Source organism: Flavobacterium bizetiae, assembly GCF_902804475.1.
GTDB lineage: Bacteria > Bacteroidota > Bacteroidia > Flavobacteriales > Flavobacteriaceae > Flavobacterium > Flavobacterium bizetiae.
The window spans coordinates 1-18,769 of the sequence record NZ_CADCSU010000142.1 but is presented as its reverse complement, the minus strand read 5'-3'; the positions used below and the strand labels follow the sequence as shown (position 1 = coordinate 18,769).

Below are 18,769 nucleotides of genomic sequence, written 5' to 3'. Positions count from 1 at the left end.
TTATTAGACTCCAAAATATTGGTTCTCAAACTTTCTGAGACATAATTCTTTTCTTAAGATAAAAATTCTGTCTATTTTTATTGCCGCAGATTGCAAAGATTCGCACAGATTAAATTCAATTTTTCTTTAGAAAAAACAACAAAATCATTTTAATCCTTTTAATCTGTGGCCACTTTTAAAAAATTCTTGCCGAAATGATTCAAATTTATTTTGAATCGAAGCGTTATCTTATTACTTTTACCAATCAAATCAATTTATTATGTCACAAACCGTACTATCTCTTAAAGAAGTCACTATATATCAGGAAGGAAGAAAAATTTTATCTCATATTAATTTAGATGTTAACCACGGTGAATTTATCTACATCATTGGAAAAACCGGATCTGGAAAAAGTAGTTTCTTAAAAACTTTATATGCAGATTTACCATTATCTGAAGGTGAAGGTCACATAGTTGAGTTTGATTTGGCAACTTTAAAAGAAAAAGATATTCCGTATTTGAGACGTAAAATTGGAATCGTATTTCAGGATTTCAAATTACTTCCGGACCGTTCTGTAAAAGACAATATGCTTTTTGTTTTAAGAGCGACAGGCTGGGTTGACAAAGACGGAATGGAACGCAAAATTGATGAAGTTCTGGATAAAGTGGGTATGAAAGAATACCTTAATAAAATGCCGCACCAACTTTCTGGTGGTGAGCAGCAACGTGTTGCGATTGCAAGAGCTTTGCTTAACGATCCTGAATTTATCCTTGCCGATGAGCCAACCGGAAACTTAGATCCGCAAACAAGTTCTGAAGTTTTAGAGGTATTGAAAAAAATTAATGCTAATGGTAAAACCGTTATCATGGCTACTCACGATTATGCTTTATTATTAAAATTCCCGTCTAAAACATTAAAATGTGAAGACGAAAGAATTTTTGAAGTGGTGCAACGAAGCGTGTAATGCTTTCGATACTTATTCCTACTTATAATTATAATGTTGTTCCGCTTGTTTTAGAGCTTAAGCAACAAGCTGATGAATTAGGAATTGTATATGAAATCATTGTACAAGACGATGTAAGCCAAAATTTTATTACTGAAAATACCCAGATCAATTTATTTCCAAATTGTTCTTTCGCTATTAATACTGAAAATTTAGGCAGAGGAAAGAACATCAATTTAATGTGCTCTAAATCGAAGTATGATACAGTGTTGATTCTGGAAGCTGATGCTTTGCCTGAGCACAAATCATATCTTAAAAACTATATCGAAATACTTTCAAAATCAAATCCTAACGTGATTTTTGGAGGTGTTAAATACCCGCAAACTATTCCTTCAAAAGAAAAATTACTCCGCTGGAAATACGGAATAAACAGGGAAACTAAATCTATAAATCAAAGGATTAAGAACAATTATAATTTTGTTTTTAGCTGGAATTTATTTTTAAAAAAAGAAATCCTTTCGCAATTTCCTTTCCCTGAATTTATAAAGGAATATGGTTATGAAGACGCGGTTTTTATCGAAAATTTACGATTGAATTCTGTTCCTGTAATGCATATCGAAAACTTCTTAATTCATCATAATAACGAAGACAGTTTTGCTTTTATAAAAAAATCTGAAAGAGCGGTTGAAAACTTACACCATTTAATTGCTTTACATAAAATTGATCCTGAAAAAATTAGACTGAGCAAATTTCACCTTACTTTGAAAAAGTTGCATCTTATCACAATTGTAAAGGCAATTTACCTAAAGAAAAAAAAACAAATCCTAACGAATTTAACTTCAGAAAATCCGAATTTGTATTTACTGGATTTTTATAAATTAGGCTATTATTGTAATTTAAAAAGATAATCGGTTATGGTGTTTTTTTCTGTTGTTATTCCGCTATACAATAAGGCCAATTATATCGAAAGCACCTTAAAAAGTGTTCTTGATCAAACTTTTACAGATTATGAAATCATTGTTATTAACGACGGATCTACTGATGAAAGTGAAGCTGTTGTACGCCAATTTAATGACAAAAGAATTCAAATCTTCCATCAAAAAAACCAAGGCGTTTCTGTAGCACGAAATCTTGGAATTGAAAAATCTACAGGAAAGGTGATTGCTTTTCTGGACGCTGATGATTATTGGTTTCCGAATCACTTGCGGGAATTGGCTCATTTATATTCTGACTTTCCCGATTGCGGAATTTATTGTTCGCGTTATAAAATTAAAACAGCCAAAAACCACTTTCAAACGCCATATTACAACGCAATAAACCAATCTTTTAGAGGAATTGTAAAAGATTATTTTGCATCAAATATTCCTTTTAGAATTACCTGGACTTCATCTCTGGCAATACCTAAAGAAATTCTTGAAAACGCTGGAAGTTTTACGCCTGGCGTAACAAATGGACAAGACTTAGAATTATGGACCAAAATTGGAATACAATATCCGGTGGCTGTAAACAATACGATTACCGCTATTTATAACAATGCCATTCATGATAGTCTCGCCAAAAAGAATATAGGTTCGATGCAGTTAATGAATTTTGACCAATTTAAAACCTCGGAACAAGAAAACCCTTCTCTTAAAAAATTTCTGGATTTGTATCGAATCGAATATGGTTTTAAATATTATGTAGCTGGATATAAAGAAAAAAGCGACTTCTATCTAAAAAATGTCGATAAGAAAAACATCAGTTCAAAAATTCGGTTTTTATTGAAACTTCCTCCTTTTTGTTTGCATTTTCTTTTTAAATCGAATAGCTTTTTAAAAAAATGTGGAATTAATTTTTCTGTTTATAATTAGAATATTTTAAAAATTCATCAAAGTTTCTAATATAATCTTCTTCGATATAAACGTCTGAAGCAACCACCAAACAAACAGAACCCGAAGAAAAATTTTGAAGTTCGCGCCAGATTCCGGGATTAATTAATAAACCTTCGTAAGGTTTGTTTAAAGTCACAATTCGTTCGTCTTCTCCATCGTTCAGAACAACATCAAAACTACCGCTTAAAGCAACCAAAAACTCCTGAAGTTCTTTATGCGCATGTCCGCCGCGTTCGGAACCACTTGGAACATCGTACAAATAATAAACGCGTTTTATATCAAACGGAACAATATCATTTTCTATGACCGAAAGATTTCCTCTGGGATCTTCTATTTTAGGAATCGGTAAAATCTGTATTCCGTTATTCTTTAATTTCATACGATATTGTTTCAAATTTTTCGTGACCTTCTTTGGCGCTTTTCAGAGCTTTTTTGAGTTCTCTAAATTGTAACTTATTTTGTTTTAAATCGAAAAAAAGCTTCACAAATATCCAATAAATATAATTGCTTTTAAAAATTCTGGTAAACAATGCGCCTTGAATAAAGTACTTTTCTCTGATGCTTTTTTTGTCTGATGAAGTGAGTTCCTGATGTTTTACAATTACTTGTGAATCAAAAACCAATTGCTGTCTTTTGTTCTTTAAATCAAATAGAAAAATGGCTTCTTCTCCCATTTCGAATATTTCTCCCAATCCAAAATTTTCATCAAAACGAATTTTAAATTGATCAAGAATAGCAGTATTGAAAGTCATTTCTATAGAGCTGGTATTCAAAATATCAAAAACGTTCAAATTCGTTTTAGAACTTTGAGGATACTTTTTTATTAAATCGCCATTTGCTTTGACAGCACAAAATCGAATTGCCGCGGCATTCGGAAATTGATTGTAAGCTTTGATTATTGTCGAGTCAAATCCTTCCTGATATACTACATCATCATCTGCAAGGACAAGAATTTTTCCGAGAGCATTTTCTAATGCCAGATTTCGGCTTTTGGATAAACCTTTTTCGAAAGAATTTATCACTCTGATATTCGAATATTCTGATTTTAAAATTATTCCTTTCTCAGTTTGATTGACGATTAAAATTCGGAAATTAGAAAAATGCAAAAACGGAAACATAGGCAACAGAAAGTCTAATGAATCCCGATGCATTGTAGCGATCAAAATTTCAATATCAGTTTCCTGAAAAAAACGTTCTGTTTTGTCTTTCATATAAAAACAAATGTAAAAAATAGTAAACGAAAAGAATACTGCAAAAATCTGCTTTTTAATTTAATTGTAAATTACTTCCCAAAAACCGCTATTATATTTCTTATTTTTGATCGTTTCAAACGCTGTTCTATTTATGCAAAACCTTCCATTAGTTTCTATTATTTGTTTGTGCTACAATCATGAACAGTTCGTGGTCGAGTCTCTACATTCCGTTTTAAACCAGAGTTATAAAAATATTGAACTTATTATAGCTGATGATTGTAGTAACGATGCTTCGAAAAAAGCGATTACAAAGTGGCTGGAAAATTATCCTGAAATAAAATTCATTTCCAACGAAATCAACTTAGGAAACACCAAAACATTTAATAAAGCACTAAAATTTGCAAAAGGAGATTATGTAATTGATTTGGCTGCCGATGATGTTTTATTACCAAATTGTGTAGAACAACAAATTGCCACTTTTTTAAATTCTGAAATAAAAAACCTGGCCATTGTTTACGGAAATGCCGAAATTATCTCAGAGAATAATGCGCATCTTCGTTATTATTACGATGTTAATACAGAAAACAAAGTACTGAAAAAACCTGCAACGGGAGATATTTATTCATCTATATTAGGCCAAAGCTGTATGATTTGTTCTGTTTCTTCGATGGTAAAAAGAGAAGTTTTAGACGAACTAAACGGCTATGACGAAAATCTGGCTTACGAAGATTTAGACCTTTGGATCAGAGTTGCCAGAAACTATAATTTTGAATTTATTGATTCGGTTTTAATTCAGAAAAGAGAATTGGAAAACTCATTAGGAAATCAGTTTTACAGAAAATTGAGTTCCCGAACCAGAAAAATAAACCATTCGACTTACCTTATTATAAAAAAAGCGATTGCCTTAAATAAAACAAAAGCCGAGAACAAAGCCGTATTAAAACGTGTTCATCAGGAAATGGTGAAAGCACAAAAAACGTACAATTTTGGTTTGTTTATCAAATATATTCCGTTGGAATTGAAGTTAAGATTTTAAAACAAACTTTTTCTAAAATACACACACAAAACCATCAGATAAATAAAATTATCAAAAGCCTGCGCCATTACAACACCTTGTATCCCGAAATACTGCATGAAAACCAAATTCGAAAAATACAAAAGAGCAAGAGAAGCTACTTCGGCAATAATAAAAGCTTTAGTCAGTTTCTTAGCAAAAAACTGATATCCTAAAATAAGAAAAGCCACTTTGAAAACATCACCTATAAGTTGCCAAAAGAAAAGTGAAGCAACAGGCAAAAATTCTTTGGTAAACAATACCTGAACAATAAAAAAACGAGCAAAATAAACGACTACTAAACCCATCATAAAAACGGGTAAAATAGATTTGTAATACTGCCAAAAGATACTTTTTGTTTCCTGATTTCCTTGCGCCATTGAAAGCTTAGGCAAAAAATAAACGGTTAGAATTGTACTTACAAAAAGCATATAATACGTTGAAATACGCGTCATACTTTCCCAAAAACCAGCTTGTTCGATACCTAAAGTTGCAATAACACTATTTCTAATGGCCAAATAAACTATTGGTCCTAAAACGGATGAAACCAATGCCATTAAAGAAAAAGGCAATAAATCTTTTATAATTTTAAAATCGTATAAATGCAAACGAATGGTCTGCAAAAAATTGATTTCTTTTTGTACAAAATAAAAAGTAACAAAAAACAATAAAGCCGGCGTAATAACAATTGCCAATAAAGCTCCCAACGTTTGAAACTGTAAAATCATTAAAAGAGAAAACAATAATCCTAAAGTATTTCCAATAATATTAACCCAAATCACTCTTTTGAACTGACTTAAGCCATTAAGAACCGCCAATAAAAAAACAGATACGGCATACCAGGGCAAAGCCAAAGCAAGGATTTTGAAAACAAGAGTATAATCAAAAGCTGAGCTTAAAATTGTATTGTTCCAGAAAGAAGCAAAAAAATATAAAACACCACTTAAAACAAAGGCAACAAAAACCAAACTAATAAAAACCGTAGCCATTATTTTTTGAAGCACTGCTTTGTTTTTATGATTTTCTGCCACATATTTTATAATACCACTCTGAAAGCCAAGGGTCGAAATACTTTCTAAAGAGGTTAAAAAATTACGCAAATTCCCCACCAAAGCCATTCCGGCAGGACCAACAAAAATGGCCAATACTTTTGACGTTATTAACCCAATTCCGATTTTAATGGCAATGCTAAAACTGTTTAAAGAAGTAATTTTAAACAAAGTCGTTTGAGTTATTTTTCTCAGCGCGTTCAAACTAATATTGATTTAAAACATCAACAATAAAGCTAATCTCGTCCTCTGTTAAAACAGGACTCATTGGTAAACTCAAAATCTCATCATGAATTTTCTCCGTTATAGGATAAAACAAAGCATTCCACTCTAAAAATGCTTTTTGTTTGTGTGGAGGAACAGGATAATGAATAACGGTCTGAATATTATTTTGAGCTAAATACGCTTGCAAATGGTCTCTTTTTGAGGTTCTGATTACAAACAAATGAAAAACATGATTAGTAGAAAAATCCCAAAACGGCAGTATTATTTTATCGCTCTTAATTTCTGATAAATATCGTTTTGCAACAATCCTTCTCTTTTCATTATCTGCATCTAAATTTGGCAATTTCGCATTTAGAAACGCCGCCTGAAGTTCATCTAATCTTGAATTTACACCAATATATTCGTTGAAATACTTTTTCTCAGAACCGTAATTCCGAAGCGAGAAAAGCACTTTTGCCAATTCAGAATCGTTTGTTGTTATTGCACCGCCATCGCCCAGACAACCTAAATTTTTACCGGGATAAAAACTGTAAGCGATTGCTGATTTTAGATTGTTGATTTTAGATTTTAGATTGTCATTTTTGCTATCATCAAAATTTGGAATTTGGAATTTAAGATTATTGGAATTTGTCTTAGCTCCATGCGACTGCGCAGCATCTTCAACAATTATTAAATCATTTTCGATTGCTATTTCGGTGATCTTGTCCATTTCAGCCAATTGACCGTACAAATGAACGGCTAAAACCGCTTTTGTTTTCAAAGTGATTTTCTCCCGAATCAAATCCGGGTTTATATTGTAGGTTTCCAACTTTGGTTCAACCAAAACCGGAACTAAATCTGCCTGTAAAATCGCCAGAATGCTAGCAATATAAGTATTTGCAGGAACGATAACTTCATCTCCTTTTTGCAACTTCCCAAGCTGAATATATCCTTTAAAAATCAAAACCAAAGCATCAAAACCATTCCCGACTCCAATACAGTATTGAGTTTGGCAATATTCGGCAAAAGCCTTTTCGAATGTTTCGACTTCTTTCCCTAAAATATACCAACCATTGTCTAAAACCAATTTCAGTTTTTCCTGAAATACAGTTTCATAAGGTTCGTTTATTTTTTTTAGGTCCAGAAATGGTATCATTTTATATCAATTTTATAAAAATCCTGATTATAAACCGTACATCCTAATTCTTCTTTTTGTTTTAAAAGTCCTGCATGATAACCGCTTTCGTTTTCTTCATTTACGATTCCCATATCAAAAAAGCGTTTGCCTTTTCTTTTGTACTTTTCGATCAAATTAATGAATAAAAAATCAAGCGCTCGAAACTCCTCTCCTTTTTTTGACGTAGCTCCATATTGAGATTTTACCACATTTTCGGTTTCAAAAATGGTAATTCCGGCAATAATTTCATCATTTTGATAAACCGAATATTGCCTTATATTTTCGGGGAATTTTTGCTTTAAAAGTGCAATTTCTTCTTTTGTATGAACAGGTTTTACATTGAATTTCTCCAGTAATCTTGGTGCTAAAATTTCATCCCAAAAAGGTGCAAAATCTTCCTCTTCGAAAATATCCAAATCCAAATCTTCAATGCGTCTAAAATGTTTTAATTTACTTTTAGAAATTTGCAAAGGCAATTCAAGATTAACCGCCAGATTCATTTCTTTTCGATCTAAAACGGCTCCTCTTTTAAACAAAAAAAAGTCGGTTTCGTTGTTTCCTTCAGGAAAATAAAAATTAGGAATAGGTTTGTAGTAAAAGGTTTCAAACAAATTCTGTTTCAAAAAAAACAAAACGGCATCTAAAATCGCTTCTACTTTTTCGCCATTTACTTTATTAGAATATACCAATCCGCCATAAGTAAGTCCCTGATGCGAATAAACAGAATTCCCAACTTTATTGGCTGGCAAAATACTTACCAGTTTTTCGTCGTGATAAACCAAAAGCGAAAAATCTTCAAAACGATTTTTATGATATTCCATAAAATCACGATGAAACAAAAATGTAGCGTTTTTGGCCTGAGCCAGAAACTCATTCCAAATAGTATAATCGTTCTGATCGTATTTTTTTACGGTGTATTTTGTCATTTATTATTGTTGCTTTTTTTGTCACGAATCGCACGAATTTACACTAATTTTTCTCTGCATAAAATACAAAACAAATATGCACACATTTTTTGCAGTCGACATGATTCGTGAAAATTAGTAAAATTGATAGCAAATAAACCTTATTTATGGTCAAACGCCGGTAAATACCATTTGAATTTTACTGCCAATAATCGCGCAGTAATTATAACAACAGAAGTTACGAGATACAAAATATCATCTTCGAGGTTGAGTTTTTTTAGTGCAAAAAATACAATTCCGCCAAAAATACAAATCGTAGCATAAATCTCTCTTCTAAAGATTGTTGGAATTTCTGTACACAAAATATCACGGGTTACACCGCCAAAACAAGCTGTCATGGTGCCCAATGCAATACAAATTACGGGATGCAAACCTGTCATAATCCCTCTTTCGAGACCAATTAAAGTAAAAACACCCAACCCAATGGTATCAAACAAAAACAAGGAAGTTCGTAGTTTATCAAACTTTTTTCTAAAAAGAATTGCCAATCCAAAACCTAAAATAATAACATAAACATATTTTAAATCCTGCATCCATCCTACTGGCGTTCTGCCTATTAAAACATCACGAAGCGTTCCGCCTCCCACTGCCGTTACAAAAGCAATGATAAAAACACCAAACGGATCTAGTTTTTTATGCATTGCCGTTAAAGCGCCGGACATTGCAAAAGCCATTGTACCAATAAGGTCTAATAAATGAAACATTTTATTTTTTTTAAGGTGCAAAGGTACAAAGGTGCGAACGCACAAAGACTCAAAAAAGTCAATTATTTTAATTTATTTTGTAACTTTTTTCTTTAATTTTTATTTCTGTCTGAGGATTAATCTTTTCGATAGCTTCAATAAACCTTAGTTTATCTTTTGGCGAAATCAAAACCGTATCAAATTTATTATACAAAATTTCAATTCTGCTAAAAGAAAGCGCAGGAGAACTTATGATATTATAACTATCAGAAATTCGCTTAATACTCGCAATGTCAATTGATAAATTATAGAATATCCCGCATTTTATAAATACCTTTTTATTCTCGATAATATAAAAAGTAGTCGAAAACATATAAGCAATAAAAGCCACTACAAATAATATAAAGGCAAAACCAATCCACTTTTCATCATAGAAAAGCCTTGTAAGGATTAATCCAAAAAGCAAAACTAAAAGCACAATAAACCAGACGTCGATCTTAGATTTAAATTTTTCCATTTACCGCTTATTTCTTTACGTAAATTGGGCTTCTTTTCAGCAAATAAGTAATCGAATCCATCCAGCTGTCTTTGATATTCAGGAACGGTTTACGGCTTTGTGAGTAAATTTTTGTGCCGTTTTTGTACATATCAAAATAAACCATGTAATTGTAATACGTTAGATTACTTGAATTTGTAGTGGACACATCGTTTGTTTTTACCTTTTTATTATTGTCGCTCACTTTGGCATTTCCGCTGTTATAAGTCGAAGACGTTGAACCTTCGGTAATGGTAAACGAAACTTTTGCAGCAATAATATTATCGACTCCCAGAATTTTTTGAAGATCCTCGATTGGAGTTTCATCAATATTTTTATAGTCAATTCCCGCTTTATGCAGCAAACTATTCGTAACCCTTAAATCCTGAACCGTTAAAGGAAAAAGATTCGCCGATTTGTCTAACAATTTATTATAAAGATCATTTTGAGCAAATTTGGCCATTTCTTCAGACTCTTCCATAGTACCTGAATTCACATACGGAACAGGCAGTACAGCAATCGTATTGGGCTTCATTTCTGAGGAAGTAACCTGAACAGAATTAGTATTAGAAGGAGTATTATTTTCAGAGACATCAAAGGTTTGAGAACGGCCGCTGGCAAAATCAATTCTCGCAATTTGAGAAACATCAAGCGAGATTTGAAGTGTTTCTCCCGGCAAAGAATATTCAACCGTTTTATCAGACATCTTTGCAATCGTACATTCAATAATCTGATAATCTCTTTTTATTATTTTATCTAGTTTTTTTCCGCCCTGAGCAAATGCAAAAACAGAAACAAACAACATCATTATTAAGCTAACAACTTTTTTAAAGTTCATGGTATTTAGATTAAATTTCCCTACTCTTCGGCTTTTCGGGTTCGCCTTTTACAAAAAATATGCTACTTCAATTCACAAATTTTAAGCATATATAAAGTTACGAAATCGTCTTGTTTAATCTCCTTAATACTACCATTTTTTTTAGGAGCAATTTCCCGCTTTTCCTTTCAAACGAAGTTCACTGAACTACAAAATAAAATAAAAACTAAGTGAAGTAATCTTTTGTTTTTTAAAGAAAAAACAAAAGGATTTCCAGTACAATCGGGGCTAGGGATTCGTTTTCATTAGCAATAAATCATCAGCAAAATAATTTTTATTTCAAAACACCATTACATATTTTGAGTATAGAAATTGTAGTCTTTTAAAATCACCCTCAAAAAATCGCTGCTATTACCGGTTTGATTTTTAATTCCCGTTACGCTTTCAATCTTAGCGACTAATTTGTAAATCACTTCATGATCATTTCGGGCTTCAGCGTTCTTAAAAGTTTCTTTAATAATACGCATATCATTATCAGACAATTTAATAACCAGAGGATAAGTAGGAACATAAGCCTCGCCTATTTCTTCGAGAATTGTATGACTAATATCGATTTTATTTTTTAGCGTAATAACAGCAGTTCCCGCCACCATATCGCCTAATCGTTGCGCTTTTTTACTCGACACGACACTTACTATAGCCACTATACCATACAAAAGTGTAATATCTATTAATCTAAAAAACCAGCGCATTAAATAATCTCCAAATCCGGCCTGATAACCATCTATTTTTACCACTTTTATTTTTACCAGTTTTTTTCCAATAGTCTGACCTTCAAAAATACTTTCTAAGGTTAACGAATAAATGAAAAACGGAAAATAAAGAATTAAAACAATCGAAATTTTGGACCAGTTATCTAATCTGTCAAATAATTTACCGAAATTTAACCAATAAAAAAACACAAGCGAAATCACGGTTATATAGGCCAGTTTAATAGCCAAATCGATGAAATAAGATCCTATTCGCTCGCCTGGTGAAGCGGCAATAAAATTTATTTTAACATTTTGCGTAGTATTAATAGATAATTCTGACATATTTTATATTTTAGCCTACAATGAGAGAAGTCGCCTTCATAAAACAAAATAAAGAAAAATGGCTGGAGTTTGAACTCGCTATTTTTGGTAAAGCTAAAAAAAATCCTGATGAGTTAGCTAATTTGTACATTCAAATGATGAATGATTTGTCCTACGCGCAAACGTATTACCCAAAAAGTAAGACCGTTGTGTATCTCAATCACCTCGCTTCGCAGATTTATCAAAAAATTTACAAAACCAAAAGAACCGAAAAAAACAGATTCCTGGAATTCTTCAAAACCGAAGTTCCTTTGCTACTTTACGAATACAGACGCTATCTTTTGTATGCCTTTATCTTATTTTTTGCCACGCTGGCAATGGGTGTTGTTTCAGCAAGATACGATCAGAATTTTGTTCGCTTAATTTTAGGCGATCATTATGTCAATATGACTTTAGACAATATCAAGAAAGGAAACCCTATGGCGGTTTACGGCACCGGAAGCAACTGGGGAAGTTTTATTGGTATCACCATGAACAACCTTTACGTAGGCGCAAGATGTTATATTTACGGCATATTTGGCGGATTGGGAACTTTTTACATTTTCCTTCAGAACTCCTTGATGTTAGGGGCTTTTCAGTACTTTTTTTATGATCAGGGCGTTTTCTGGAAAAGTGTTCGCGGTATCTGGATTCACGGTTCTATGGAGATTTTTGCCATTGTAATCGAAAGCGCAGCCGGATTTATTTTAGGAGCTTCGATCCTGTTTCCTAAAACTTATTCGAGATTAAATTCGCTTAAAATAGGTTTCAAAAACAGTTTCAAAATATTCCTGAGTACCTTTCCTTTTACCATAAGCGCAGGATTCTTAGAAGGTTTTATAACACGATATTCTATCGATATGCCCAATTGGTTAAGCAGTTTTATCATCTTATTTACACTAGGCATCATTTCATTTTATTATTTGGTTTATCCATTCATTGTTCACAAAAAAATAACTTCATTATAATGTTCGAACTTTACAAAAAACGTCAACTCGGCGACTATATAATAGATTCCTTTACTTTTTTCAAACATTTCGGAAAACACTTTTTCAAGATTTTCTTCGCCATAAATGCTGGTATGCTAGTAATTGCCGGTGCATTAATGTATTTATTTTTACAAATAAATTTTACGTCGCTGACCAGTGATAGTTTCGAAAAAACGACACCCGATGATTTTTTAAATTATTTTGACAGCTATCCTCTTATTAGTGGTTTTGCAATACTATTTTTAATTGTAATCGTACTTCTGTCTCTTTTTAATTCCTCCTATCCTATTTTATATTTAAAATTAATAGCTGAGAAAGGCACCAATAATTTTACCACACAAGAGATCTTAACCGCTTTTAGAAAAAGTCTTTGGAAAATATTTAAGTTCGGCATTGGAGTCGTATTCATCATCTTTCCTGTTTTATGCATCGTTATAATTGCATTGTTCCTTCTTTGCTTTGTCTTAGTTGGCATTCCTTTATTGATTGTAGCAATACCAACTTTATTTACCTGGATCAATTTGAGTTTTTATACCTATTTATCAGAAGACAAAGGTTTTTTCGAATCGTTAAACCACGCCTATCTTTTAACTAAAGAAGATTTCTGGTCTACTATAGGCGCCAGTTTTATTGTCATGATCATGCTTCAGATGGTGCAGGCCTCTATTACGATGTTCTTTTACTTTGTAGGTATATTTGCCCTTATCTTCTTTGCAATCGCAAATCCTGACATTGATAAAACACCTTTTACTCCTTCGCCAATATTGTTAATCCTGATAAGTATTGCATTTGTGCTGATTCTGACATTGAGCAATATTTTTAATAACATTTTGGTAATCAATCAGGGAATTATCTATTATAGTTTAGGAGCTGAAGATAAAATTCTGGCGACTGAAATTGATTCAATTGGAAATAATAATGAATAAAATCCTCCTCATTTTATCTTTTCTCTTTTTTTCCGGTATTTCGCATGCCCAGGATTCTTTTGCTACAGCCGAACCTCCAAAAATAAATTCTTTAAAATATACCGAGAAAGATATTCAAGTTGATTCAAGTACTGTCGAAGCCAAAACCTTCTCTAAAAACTTTAAGAAAAAATATACTGATCCTGATTTTGTATACGAAGAAAAAGTGCCCGAAAAAGGTTTATGGCAACGCTTTATCGAATGGCTTGCCGGCATTTACCGCAGTATTTTTAAGGAACAAAACGCTCAGGCATCTGTAAATTTTGTCACTATATTTTTAAGAACGATAGCCGTTTTAATTATTGTTTTTGTAATCTACTTAATCGCAAAAGCATTAATCAATAAAGAAGGACAATGGATTTTTGGTAAAAATTCGAATAAAAGAAATGTTTATTATTCTGATATAGAAAAGAACATTCATCTTTTGGATTTCGAAAAATTAATTGGCGAAAGTCTTCAGACGGGAGAAAAAAGAATCGCAATTCGTTACTATTATTTATGGTTACTAAAAGTAATGGCGCAAAATCATTATATCGAATGGGATATCGAAAAAACCAATTCGGATTATTTATACGAACTAAAAAAACCTGAACATAAAGAAGATTTTACCTATTTGTCTTATTTGTATAATTATATCTGGTACGGCGAATTTGCAATTGATGAAACCTCCTTTATAAAAGCCGAAAACCGATTTAAAAATGCCATAAAAACCTTTAGTAATGGATAAAAGCATCAAAATTTACATTGCTGTTCTGGTTTTTATTTTAACCCTGATTTTAGTAATAGATCGCGATCAGCCAAAGCCTATCGATTGGAGACCAACGTATGCTGTCAATGACAAAATTCCTTACGGATTATATGTTTTTGACAAGGAAATTAATGGCTTTTTTAAAAATCATAAAGTCGAACGAATCCCGGATGTAACGCCGTACGAATTTTTAGATTCAAAGTATAATGAAGATACGCTTGTAGAAAATTATAAAATAAAGGGAACCTTTATAAACATATCCGAAAACAATACAATTGACGAACAATCGATTAAAGAAATTTTTTATTTTGTATCGCACGGAAACAATGCTTTTTTAAGCATGAAAACTTTCCCGCAATATTTGCTAGATTCCCTGAAAGTAGAAGTTAATTCAGATTATCTCAATGCAAATAAAACGCAGCTATGGCTGGCGAACAAAAAGAATAAAAAATACACCTTTGCCCATCAATTAGACTATTATTTTTCTAAAATTGATACCTTAAACACTACCGTTTTAGGATATCAGGGCGCAAAACCAAGTAACGTAAAAGACATTAATTTCATAAAAGTTCCTTACAGACAAGGCTATTTTTATTTGCATACGCAGCCCGTTGTATTTACCAACCTTAATTTGCTAAAAGCAGATCATTATCAATATGCCGAAAGCGTTTTATCTTATTTACCAAAAGGTGATATTTTTTGGTATACCAAAGGTCAGAATAATGAAACTATTTCTCAGTCGCCATTGCGTTATATCCTGGCTCAGCCCGGATTAAAATGGGCGTGGTATTTCTTTATATTCGGAATGTTGATTTTTATTATTTTTAATGCGAAGCGTAAACAACGCGTTGTTCCTATATTGAAACCTTTGCCCAATTCGACAGTAGATTTTACCAAAACAATAGGGAATTTATATTTTCAGGAAGGCGATCATCGCAATATTATTGATAAAAAAATTATTTACTTTTTAGAAAAAACACGAACTGAATATTTGATTGATACCACAAAACTGGATGATACTTTTATTCAAAAAATGCATCATAAAACAGGAAAAAGTGAAACAGATATTCAGGAACTTGTATTTTTGATTAACGAACATCGAAATAGCTATCACGGAAGTCTTGAAGAAGATTTAATCCGAATTAATAATGCAATAGAAAAGATTATACATTAGATAAAAAAATATTTGCCACAGATTAAAAGATTAAAATGATATTTAAATCTGTGAGAATCATTATAATCTGTGGCAAAAAAAACATGATTAACGCAGAATTAAATAAAATATTTGCCACAGATTAAAAGGATTACACGGATTAGAAAAAATTAATCAATTTTAATACAAATCATTTTTAATCTTTTATCCCGATAGCTATCGGGAGTGAAAAAAAACAACCCTGAAAACAGACCAAACATGGACGATATCAACACAACAGAAAACGAAATCACCAACGAAAACGTGAATTTTGAAACCAGAATAAATCTATCACCGCTTTTAGATCACGTAAACAGTATCAAAAAAGAACTTGAAACCGTAATTGTAGGACAGCACAAAATGATCGATCAGCTTTTGGTTGCCATTTTATCAAACGGTCACGTTTTGCTCGAAGGTGTTCCGGGAGTTGCTAAAACCATTACAGCGAAACTATTATCAAAAACGTTGAATATTGGCTTTAGCCGAATTCAGTTTACACCGGATTTAATGCCATCGGATATTTTAGGAACTTCAATTTTTAATTTAAAAACTTCGGAATTTGAATTTAAAAAAGGACCAATTTTCTCTAATTTAATTTTAATTGATGAGATCAACCGTGCGCCAGCCAAAACTCAGGCAGCACTTTTTGAAGTGATGGAAGAACGTCAAATTACCATTGACGGATCTGCTTACCAACTTGAAACGCCTTTTTTGGTTATTGCAACACAAAACCCAATTGAGCAGGAAGGAACCTACCGCTTGCCGGAAGCGCAATTAGACCGTTTTCTATTCAAAATTACAATTGATTACCCAAAATTAGACGAAGAAATCCTGATCATTCAAAGAGAGCATTTATTGCAGGATCACGGAAAGTTAGAAGCGATAAAAACCATACTTTCTGCTGCCGAGATAAAAGAATATCAGGCCTTGGTAAAACAAATAAGAGTAGAACAAAATCTATTGGAATATATTGCCAGAATTGTAGTAAACACGCGCGAAAATGCCTTTTTATATTTAGGAGCTTCGCCTCGTGCTTCGATTGCGATTCTAAACGCTGCCAAAGGTTTTGCCGCCATTCGCGGACGCGATTTTGTAACTCCTGAAGATATTAAAGAAGCTACGATTCCGGTTTTACAACATCGTGTAATTGTAGCGCCTGAACGCGAAATGGAAGGCATTACAAGCTCTGAAATTATTAAACAAATTATAGAAACAGTCGAGATTCCGAGATAGTTTTCAGTCGCAGTGGCAGTTTTCAGTGCTATGATTAATAACAAACCTTTTTTAATGAAATATTCTAAACTATTTTTTCTGTTTCTTTTTGGTAGTACGTTGGTGAGTTTTAAACCAATGAATATCAAACAGGCGAATACGACCAACACATCAATCTATTTTGCGAGCGACAAGCAACAAATCGAAACATTGATCAGGAAAACCTATGAATGGATCGAAACCAAAAAAACTCAAAGCGACTTTGATGTTATCGAAAATAAAAAAGGGGATAAATATGTGGCGCTAAATACAAAAACACACAACAAAATAGTATCAGAACTTAAAAACTCGAACTTTTTTGCACAACAATTTATCGACCATTATAACAAAATTGGGCTGAAAATTGGCGAGAATCTTAAGACCAATAAAATCAAATATTTTGTTGGCGAATTACCTCCATACGGTAACGATAGCAACCCATGGTGTGATTGTCAGGATAATCCGGAATCGTATTGGAAAACATTAAAAGTAAACGACTTAAAAATCCAAAGTAACAAAGCTACATTTTACTGGACCTGGACTGAATGGAAAGATAGTCCTAAGTACAAAGTAACTGCAGTTAAAGAAAATGGAATCTGGAAAATAGCCGCTTTAGACGGTTTTGATTATAATAGCTTTACTAAAATATAGTAAAAAGACCTTTAACCTTAATTTTAATAAAATTGAAATTTATAAAAAGCCTTTACCTCAATAACCTCTTCTTCTATATGCTTTTGGGCATTATTGGATTATTTGTTTGTGCTTTTATTTTTCCAAACTTATACAATGCGGTTTGGTTTGTAGTCTTGGTTTTAGTGACTTTTTTCGGGCTTGACATTTTAATTTTATACTTAACCAAAACAGGAATAGAAGCCGAAAGAATAACACCGGAAAAACTTTCGAATGGCGATTTAAATCCTATAACCATTAGCATAAAAAACCGTTATACATTTAAGATTTCAATTAAGGTTATAGACGAAATTCCGTTTCAGTTTCAGGTACGTGATTTCAAAATTATAAAAACCATAAAAGCTTCTGAACAAAAAGAATTTGGTTACGATTTGCGTCCAACAGAACGCGGAGAATATTATTTTGGATATCTGAATATTTACGTTTCTTCTCCTTTAAAATTGGCTTCGAGAAGATTTTCTTTCGATAAAGATAAAATGGTTCCCACCTATCCTTCTTATATTCAGCTGAGAAAATATGATTTATTGGCTTTTTCGAATAATTTATACCAGTACGGAATCAAAAAAATCCGTCGCATTGGTCACACGATGGAATTTGAACAAATCAAGGAATATGTTCAGGGCGATGATCTTAGAACGCTAAACTGGAAAGCTACGGCAAAGAAAAACTCGTTGATGCTCAACCAGTTTCAGGACGAAAAATCACAATCGGTTTATATGGCGATCGACAAAGGCCGTGTGATGCAAATGCCTTTCGATGGTTTGAGTTTACTCGATTATGCCATTAATTCGACTTTGGTATTATCAAACGTCATTCTGAAAAAACAGGACAAAGCCGGAATTTTTGCATTTTCTAAAAAAGTAGAAAACAGAGTTTTTGCCGAGAAAAGAGCTTCGCAAATGCAGAAAATTCTCGAAACTTTATACAACATCAAAACCGATTTTTTCGAAAGTGATTACAGCCGTTTGTACGTTGATATCAAGAAAAACATCAATCAGAGAAGTTTGATTATTTTATATACAAACTTCGAAACCATGGACGGTTTAAACCGACAATTACCTTATTTAAAAGGAATTGCAAAAAGTCATTTACTAGTTGTGGTCTTTTTTAGTAATACAGAATTAAATACGATCATCAACAAAAAAACCGATACGATTCAGGAAGTTTATGACAAAGTAATTGCAGAAAAATTCATGTTCGAAAAACGATTAATCGCCAACGAACTCAAAAAATACGGAATACATTCCGTTTTAACTCAACCTGAAAATCTGACTTTGGATGCTATCAATAAATATTTAGAAATAAAAGCGAGAGGAATTTTATAGAAGTTTTAGAAGATGTAAAGAATAAGC

General features: G+C 32.4%; 20 protein-coding genes. 11 read left to right on the top strand and 9 right to left on the bottom strand.

Annotated features, from left to right (window positions below):
* Positions 1-259 precede the first annotated feature (259 nt).
* The 3 genes from FLACOL7796_RS19430 to FLACOL7796_RS19420 are packed head-to-tail and all read left to right on the top strand — an operon-like array spanning position 260 to position 2,772.
* Positions 260-943 (top strand): cell division ATP-binding protein FtsE, encoded by a 684-nt coding sequence (locus FLACOL7796_RS19430; protein WP_173972452.1) that lies wholly within the window; start codon positions 260-262, stop codon positions 941-943.
* Positions 943-1,830 carry a glycosyltransferase family 2 protein gene (locus FLACOL7796_RS19425; RefSeq protein WP_173972451.1) on the top strand — a complete coding sequence of 296 codons (888 nt, stop codon included), beginning with the start codon at positions 943-945 and terminating at the stop codon, positions 1,828-1,830. Before FLACOL7796_RS19430 ends, FLACOL7796_RS19425 begins: the two co-directional genes overlap by 1 nt.
* A 6-nt stretch (positions 1,831-1,836) precedes the next feature.
* On the top strand, positions 1,837-2,772 hold the full coding sequence (locus FLACOL7796_RS19420) for a glycosyltransferase family 2 protein (RefSeq protein WP_173972450.1): 936 nt from the start codon (positions 1,837-1,839) through the stop codon (positions 2,770-2,772).
* Here FLACOL7796_RS19420 and FLACOL7796_RS19415 read toward each other — a convergent pair.
* Positions 2,750-3,172 carry a sugar 3,4-ketoisomerase gene (locus FLACOL7796_RS19415; protein ID WP_173972449.1) on the bottom strand — a complete coding sequence of 141 codons (423 nt, stop codon included), beginning with the start codon at positions 3,170-3,172 and terminating at the stop codon, positions 2,750-2,752. The genes FLACOL7796_RS19420 and FLACOL7796_RS19415 overlap by 23 nt on opposite strands.
* Entirely contained in the window at positions 3,156-4,004 is an 849-nt protein-coding gene (locus FLACOL7796_RS19410) for a glycosyltransferase family 2 protein (protein WP_173972448.1), read from the bottom strand. The genes FLACOL7796_RS19415 and FLACOL7796_RS19410 overlap by 17 nt, the downstream gene beginning before the upstream one ends.
* Positions 4,005-4,137: 133 nt before the next feature.
* Between FLACOL7796_RS19410 and FLACOL7796_RS19405 the strand changes: the two genes are divergently transcribed.
* Positions 4,138-5,022: a glycosyltransferase family 2 protein gene (locus FLACOL7796_RS19405; protein ID WP_173972447.1), complete on the top strand. Its 885-nt coding sequence runs from the start codon at positions 4,138-4,140 to the stop codon at positions 5,020-5,022.
* Here the strand turns inward: FLACOL7796_RS19405 and FLACOL7796_RS19400 are convergent.
* From FLACOL7796_RS19400 to FLACOL7796_RS19370, 7 genes are all read right to left on the bottom strand, one after another.
* Positions 5,019-6,293, bottom strand: a complete 1,275-nt coding sequence (locus FLACOL7796_RS19400; RefSeq protein ID WP_232067413.1) for an O-antigen translocase — start codon at positions 6,291-6,293, stop codon at positions 5,019-5,021. The genes FLACOL7796_RS19405 and FLACOL7796_RS19400 overlap by 4 nt on opposite strands.
* Before the next feature lies 1 nt (position 6,294).
* A complete protein-coding gene (locus FLACOL7796_RS19395) occupies positions 6,295-7,449 on the bottom strand; it encodes a DegT/DnrJ/EryC1/StrS family aminotransferase (protein ID WP_173972446.1) in 1,155 nt (384 codons plus the stop codon).
* On the bottom strand, positions 7,446-8,396 hold the full coding sequence (locus FLACOL7796_RS19390; RefSeq protein ID WP_173972445.1) for a GNAT family N-acetyltransferase: 951 nt from the start codon (positions 8,394-8,396) through the stop codon (positions 7,446-7,448). Before FLACOL7796_RS19390 ends, FLACOL7796_RS19395 begins: the two co-directional genes overlap by 4 nt.
* A 140-nt stretch (positions 8,397-8,536) precedes the next feature.
* Positions 8,537-9,139 carry a trimeric intracellular cation channel family protein gene (locus FLACOL7796_RS19385; protein ID WP_173972444.1) on the bottom strand — a complete coding sequence of 201 codons (603 nt, stop codon included), beginning with the start codon at positions 9,137-9,139 and terminating at the stop codon, positions 8,537-8,539.
* Positions 9,140-9,206: 67 nt separating this feature from the next.
* Positions 9,207-9,635, bottom strand: coding sequence for a PH domain-containing protein (locus FLACOL7796_RS19380; RefSeq protein ID WP_173972443.1), 429 nt, complete (start codon positions 9,633-9,635; stop codon positions 9,207-9,209).
* Positions 9,636-9,642: 7 nt separating this feature from the next.
* Complete coding sequence (locus FLACOL7796_RS19375; RefSeq protein WP_173972442.1) at positions 9,643-10,491, bottom strand: hypothetical protein; 849 nt, start codon at positions 10,489-10,491, stop codon at positions 9,643-9,645.
* A 329-nt stretch (positions 10,492-10,820) separates the two neighbouring features.
* Entirely contained in the window at positions 10,821-11,564 is a 744-nt protein-coding gene (locus FLACOL7796_RS19370) for an RDD family protein (protein ID WP_173972441.1), read from the bottom strand.
* 20 nt (positions 11,565-11,584) lie between these two features.
* Here FLACOL7796_RS19370 and FLACOL7796_RS19365 point away from each other — a divergent pair, with 20 nt between their 5' ends.
* The 7 genes from FLACOL7796_RS19365 to FLACOL7796_RS19335 all read left to right on the top strand — a co-directional run bounded on the left by FLACOL7796_RS19365 (position 11,585) and on the right by FLACOL7796_RS19335 (position 18,742).
* Positions 11,585-12,550 (top strand): stage II sporulation protein M, encoded by a 966-nt coding sequence (locus tag FLACOL7796_RS19365; protein WP_173972440.1) that lies wholly within the window; start codon positions 11,585-11,587, stop codon positions 12,548-12,550.
* Positions 12,551-12,663: 113 nt separating this feature from the next.
* Positions 12,664-13,497, top strand: coding sequence for a hypothetical protein (locus tag FLACOL7796_RS19360; RefSeq protein WP_232067412.1), 834 nt, complete (start codon positions 12,664-12,666; stop codon positions 13,495-13,497).
* Positions 13,490-14,263 carry a DUF4129 domain-containing protein gene (locus tag FLACOL7796_RS19355; protein ID WP_173972438.1) on the top strand — a complete coding sequence of 258 codons (774 nt, stop codon included), beginning with the start codon at positions 13,490-13,492 and terminating at the stop codon, positions 14,261-14,263. Before FLACOL7796_RS19360 ends, FLACOL7796_RS19355 begins: the two co-directional genes overlap by 8 nt.
* Positions 14,256-15,458 (top strand): DUF4350 domain-containing protein, encoded by a 1,203-nt coding sequence (locus FLACOL7796_RS19350; protein ID WP_173972437.1) that lies wholly within the window; start codon positions 14,256-14,258, stop codon positions 15,456-15,458. The genes FLACOL7796_RS19355 and FLACOL7796_RS19350 overlap by 8 nt, the downstream gene beginning before the upstream one ends.
* A 237-nt stretch (positions 15,459-15,695) precedes the next feature.
* The gene (locus FLACOL7796_RS19345; RefSeq protein ID WP_173972472.1) at positions 15,696-16,709 is read left to right on the top strand and encodes an AAA family ATPase; all 1,014 of its coding nucleotides are present in this window, start codon (positions 15,696-15,698) and stop codon (positions 16,707-16,709) included.
* Positions 16,710-16,763: 54 nt separating this feature from the next.
* On the top strand, positions 16,764-17,378 hold the full coding sequence (locus FLACOL7796_RS19340) for a hypothetical protein (RefSeq protein WP_173972436.1): 615 nt from the start codon (positions 16,764-16,766) through the stop codon (positions 17,376-17,378).
* Between the two features lie 77 nt (positions 17,379-17,455).
* A complete protein-coding gene (locus tag FLACOL7796_RS19335; protein ID WP_173972471.1) occupies positions 17,456-18,742 on the top strand; it encodes a DUF58 domain-containing protein in 1,287 nt (428 codons plus the stop codon).
* The last annotated feature ends 27 nt before the right edge of the window (positions 18,743-18,769 follow it).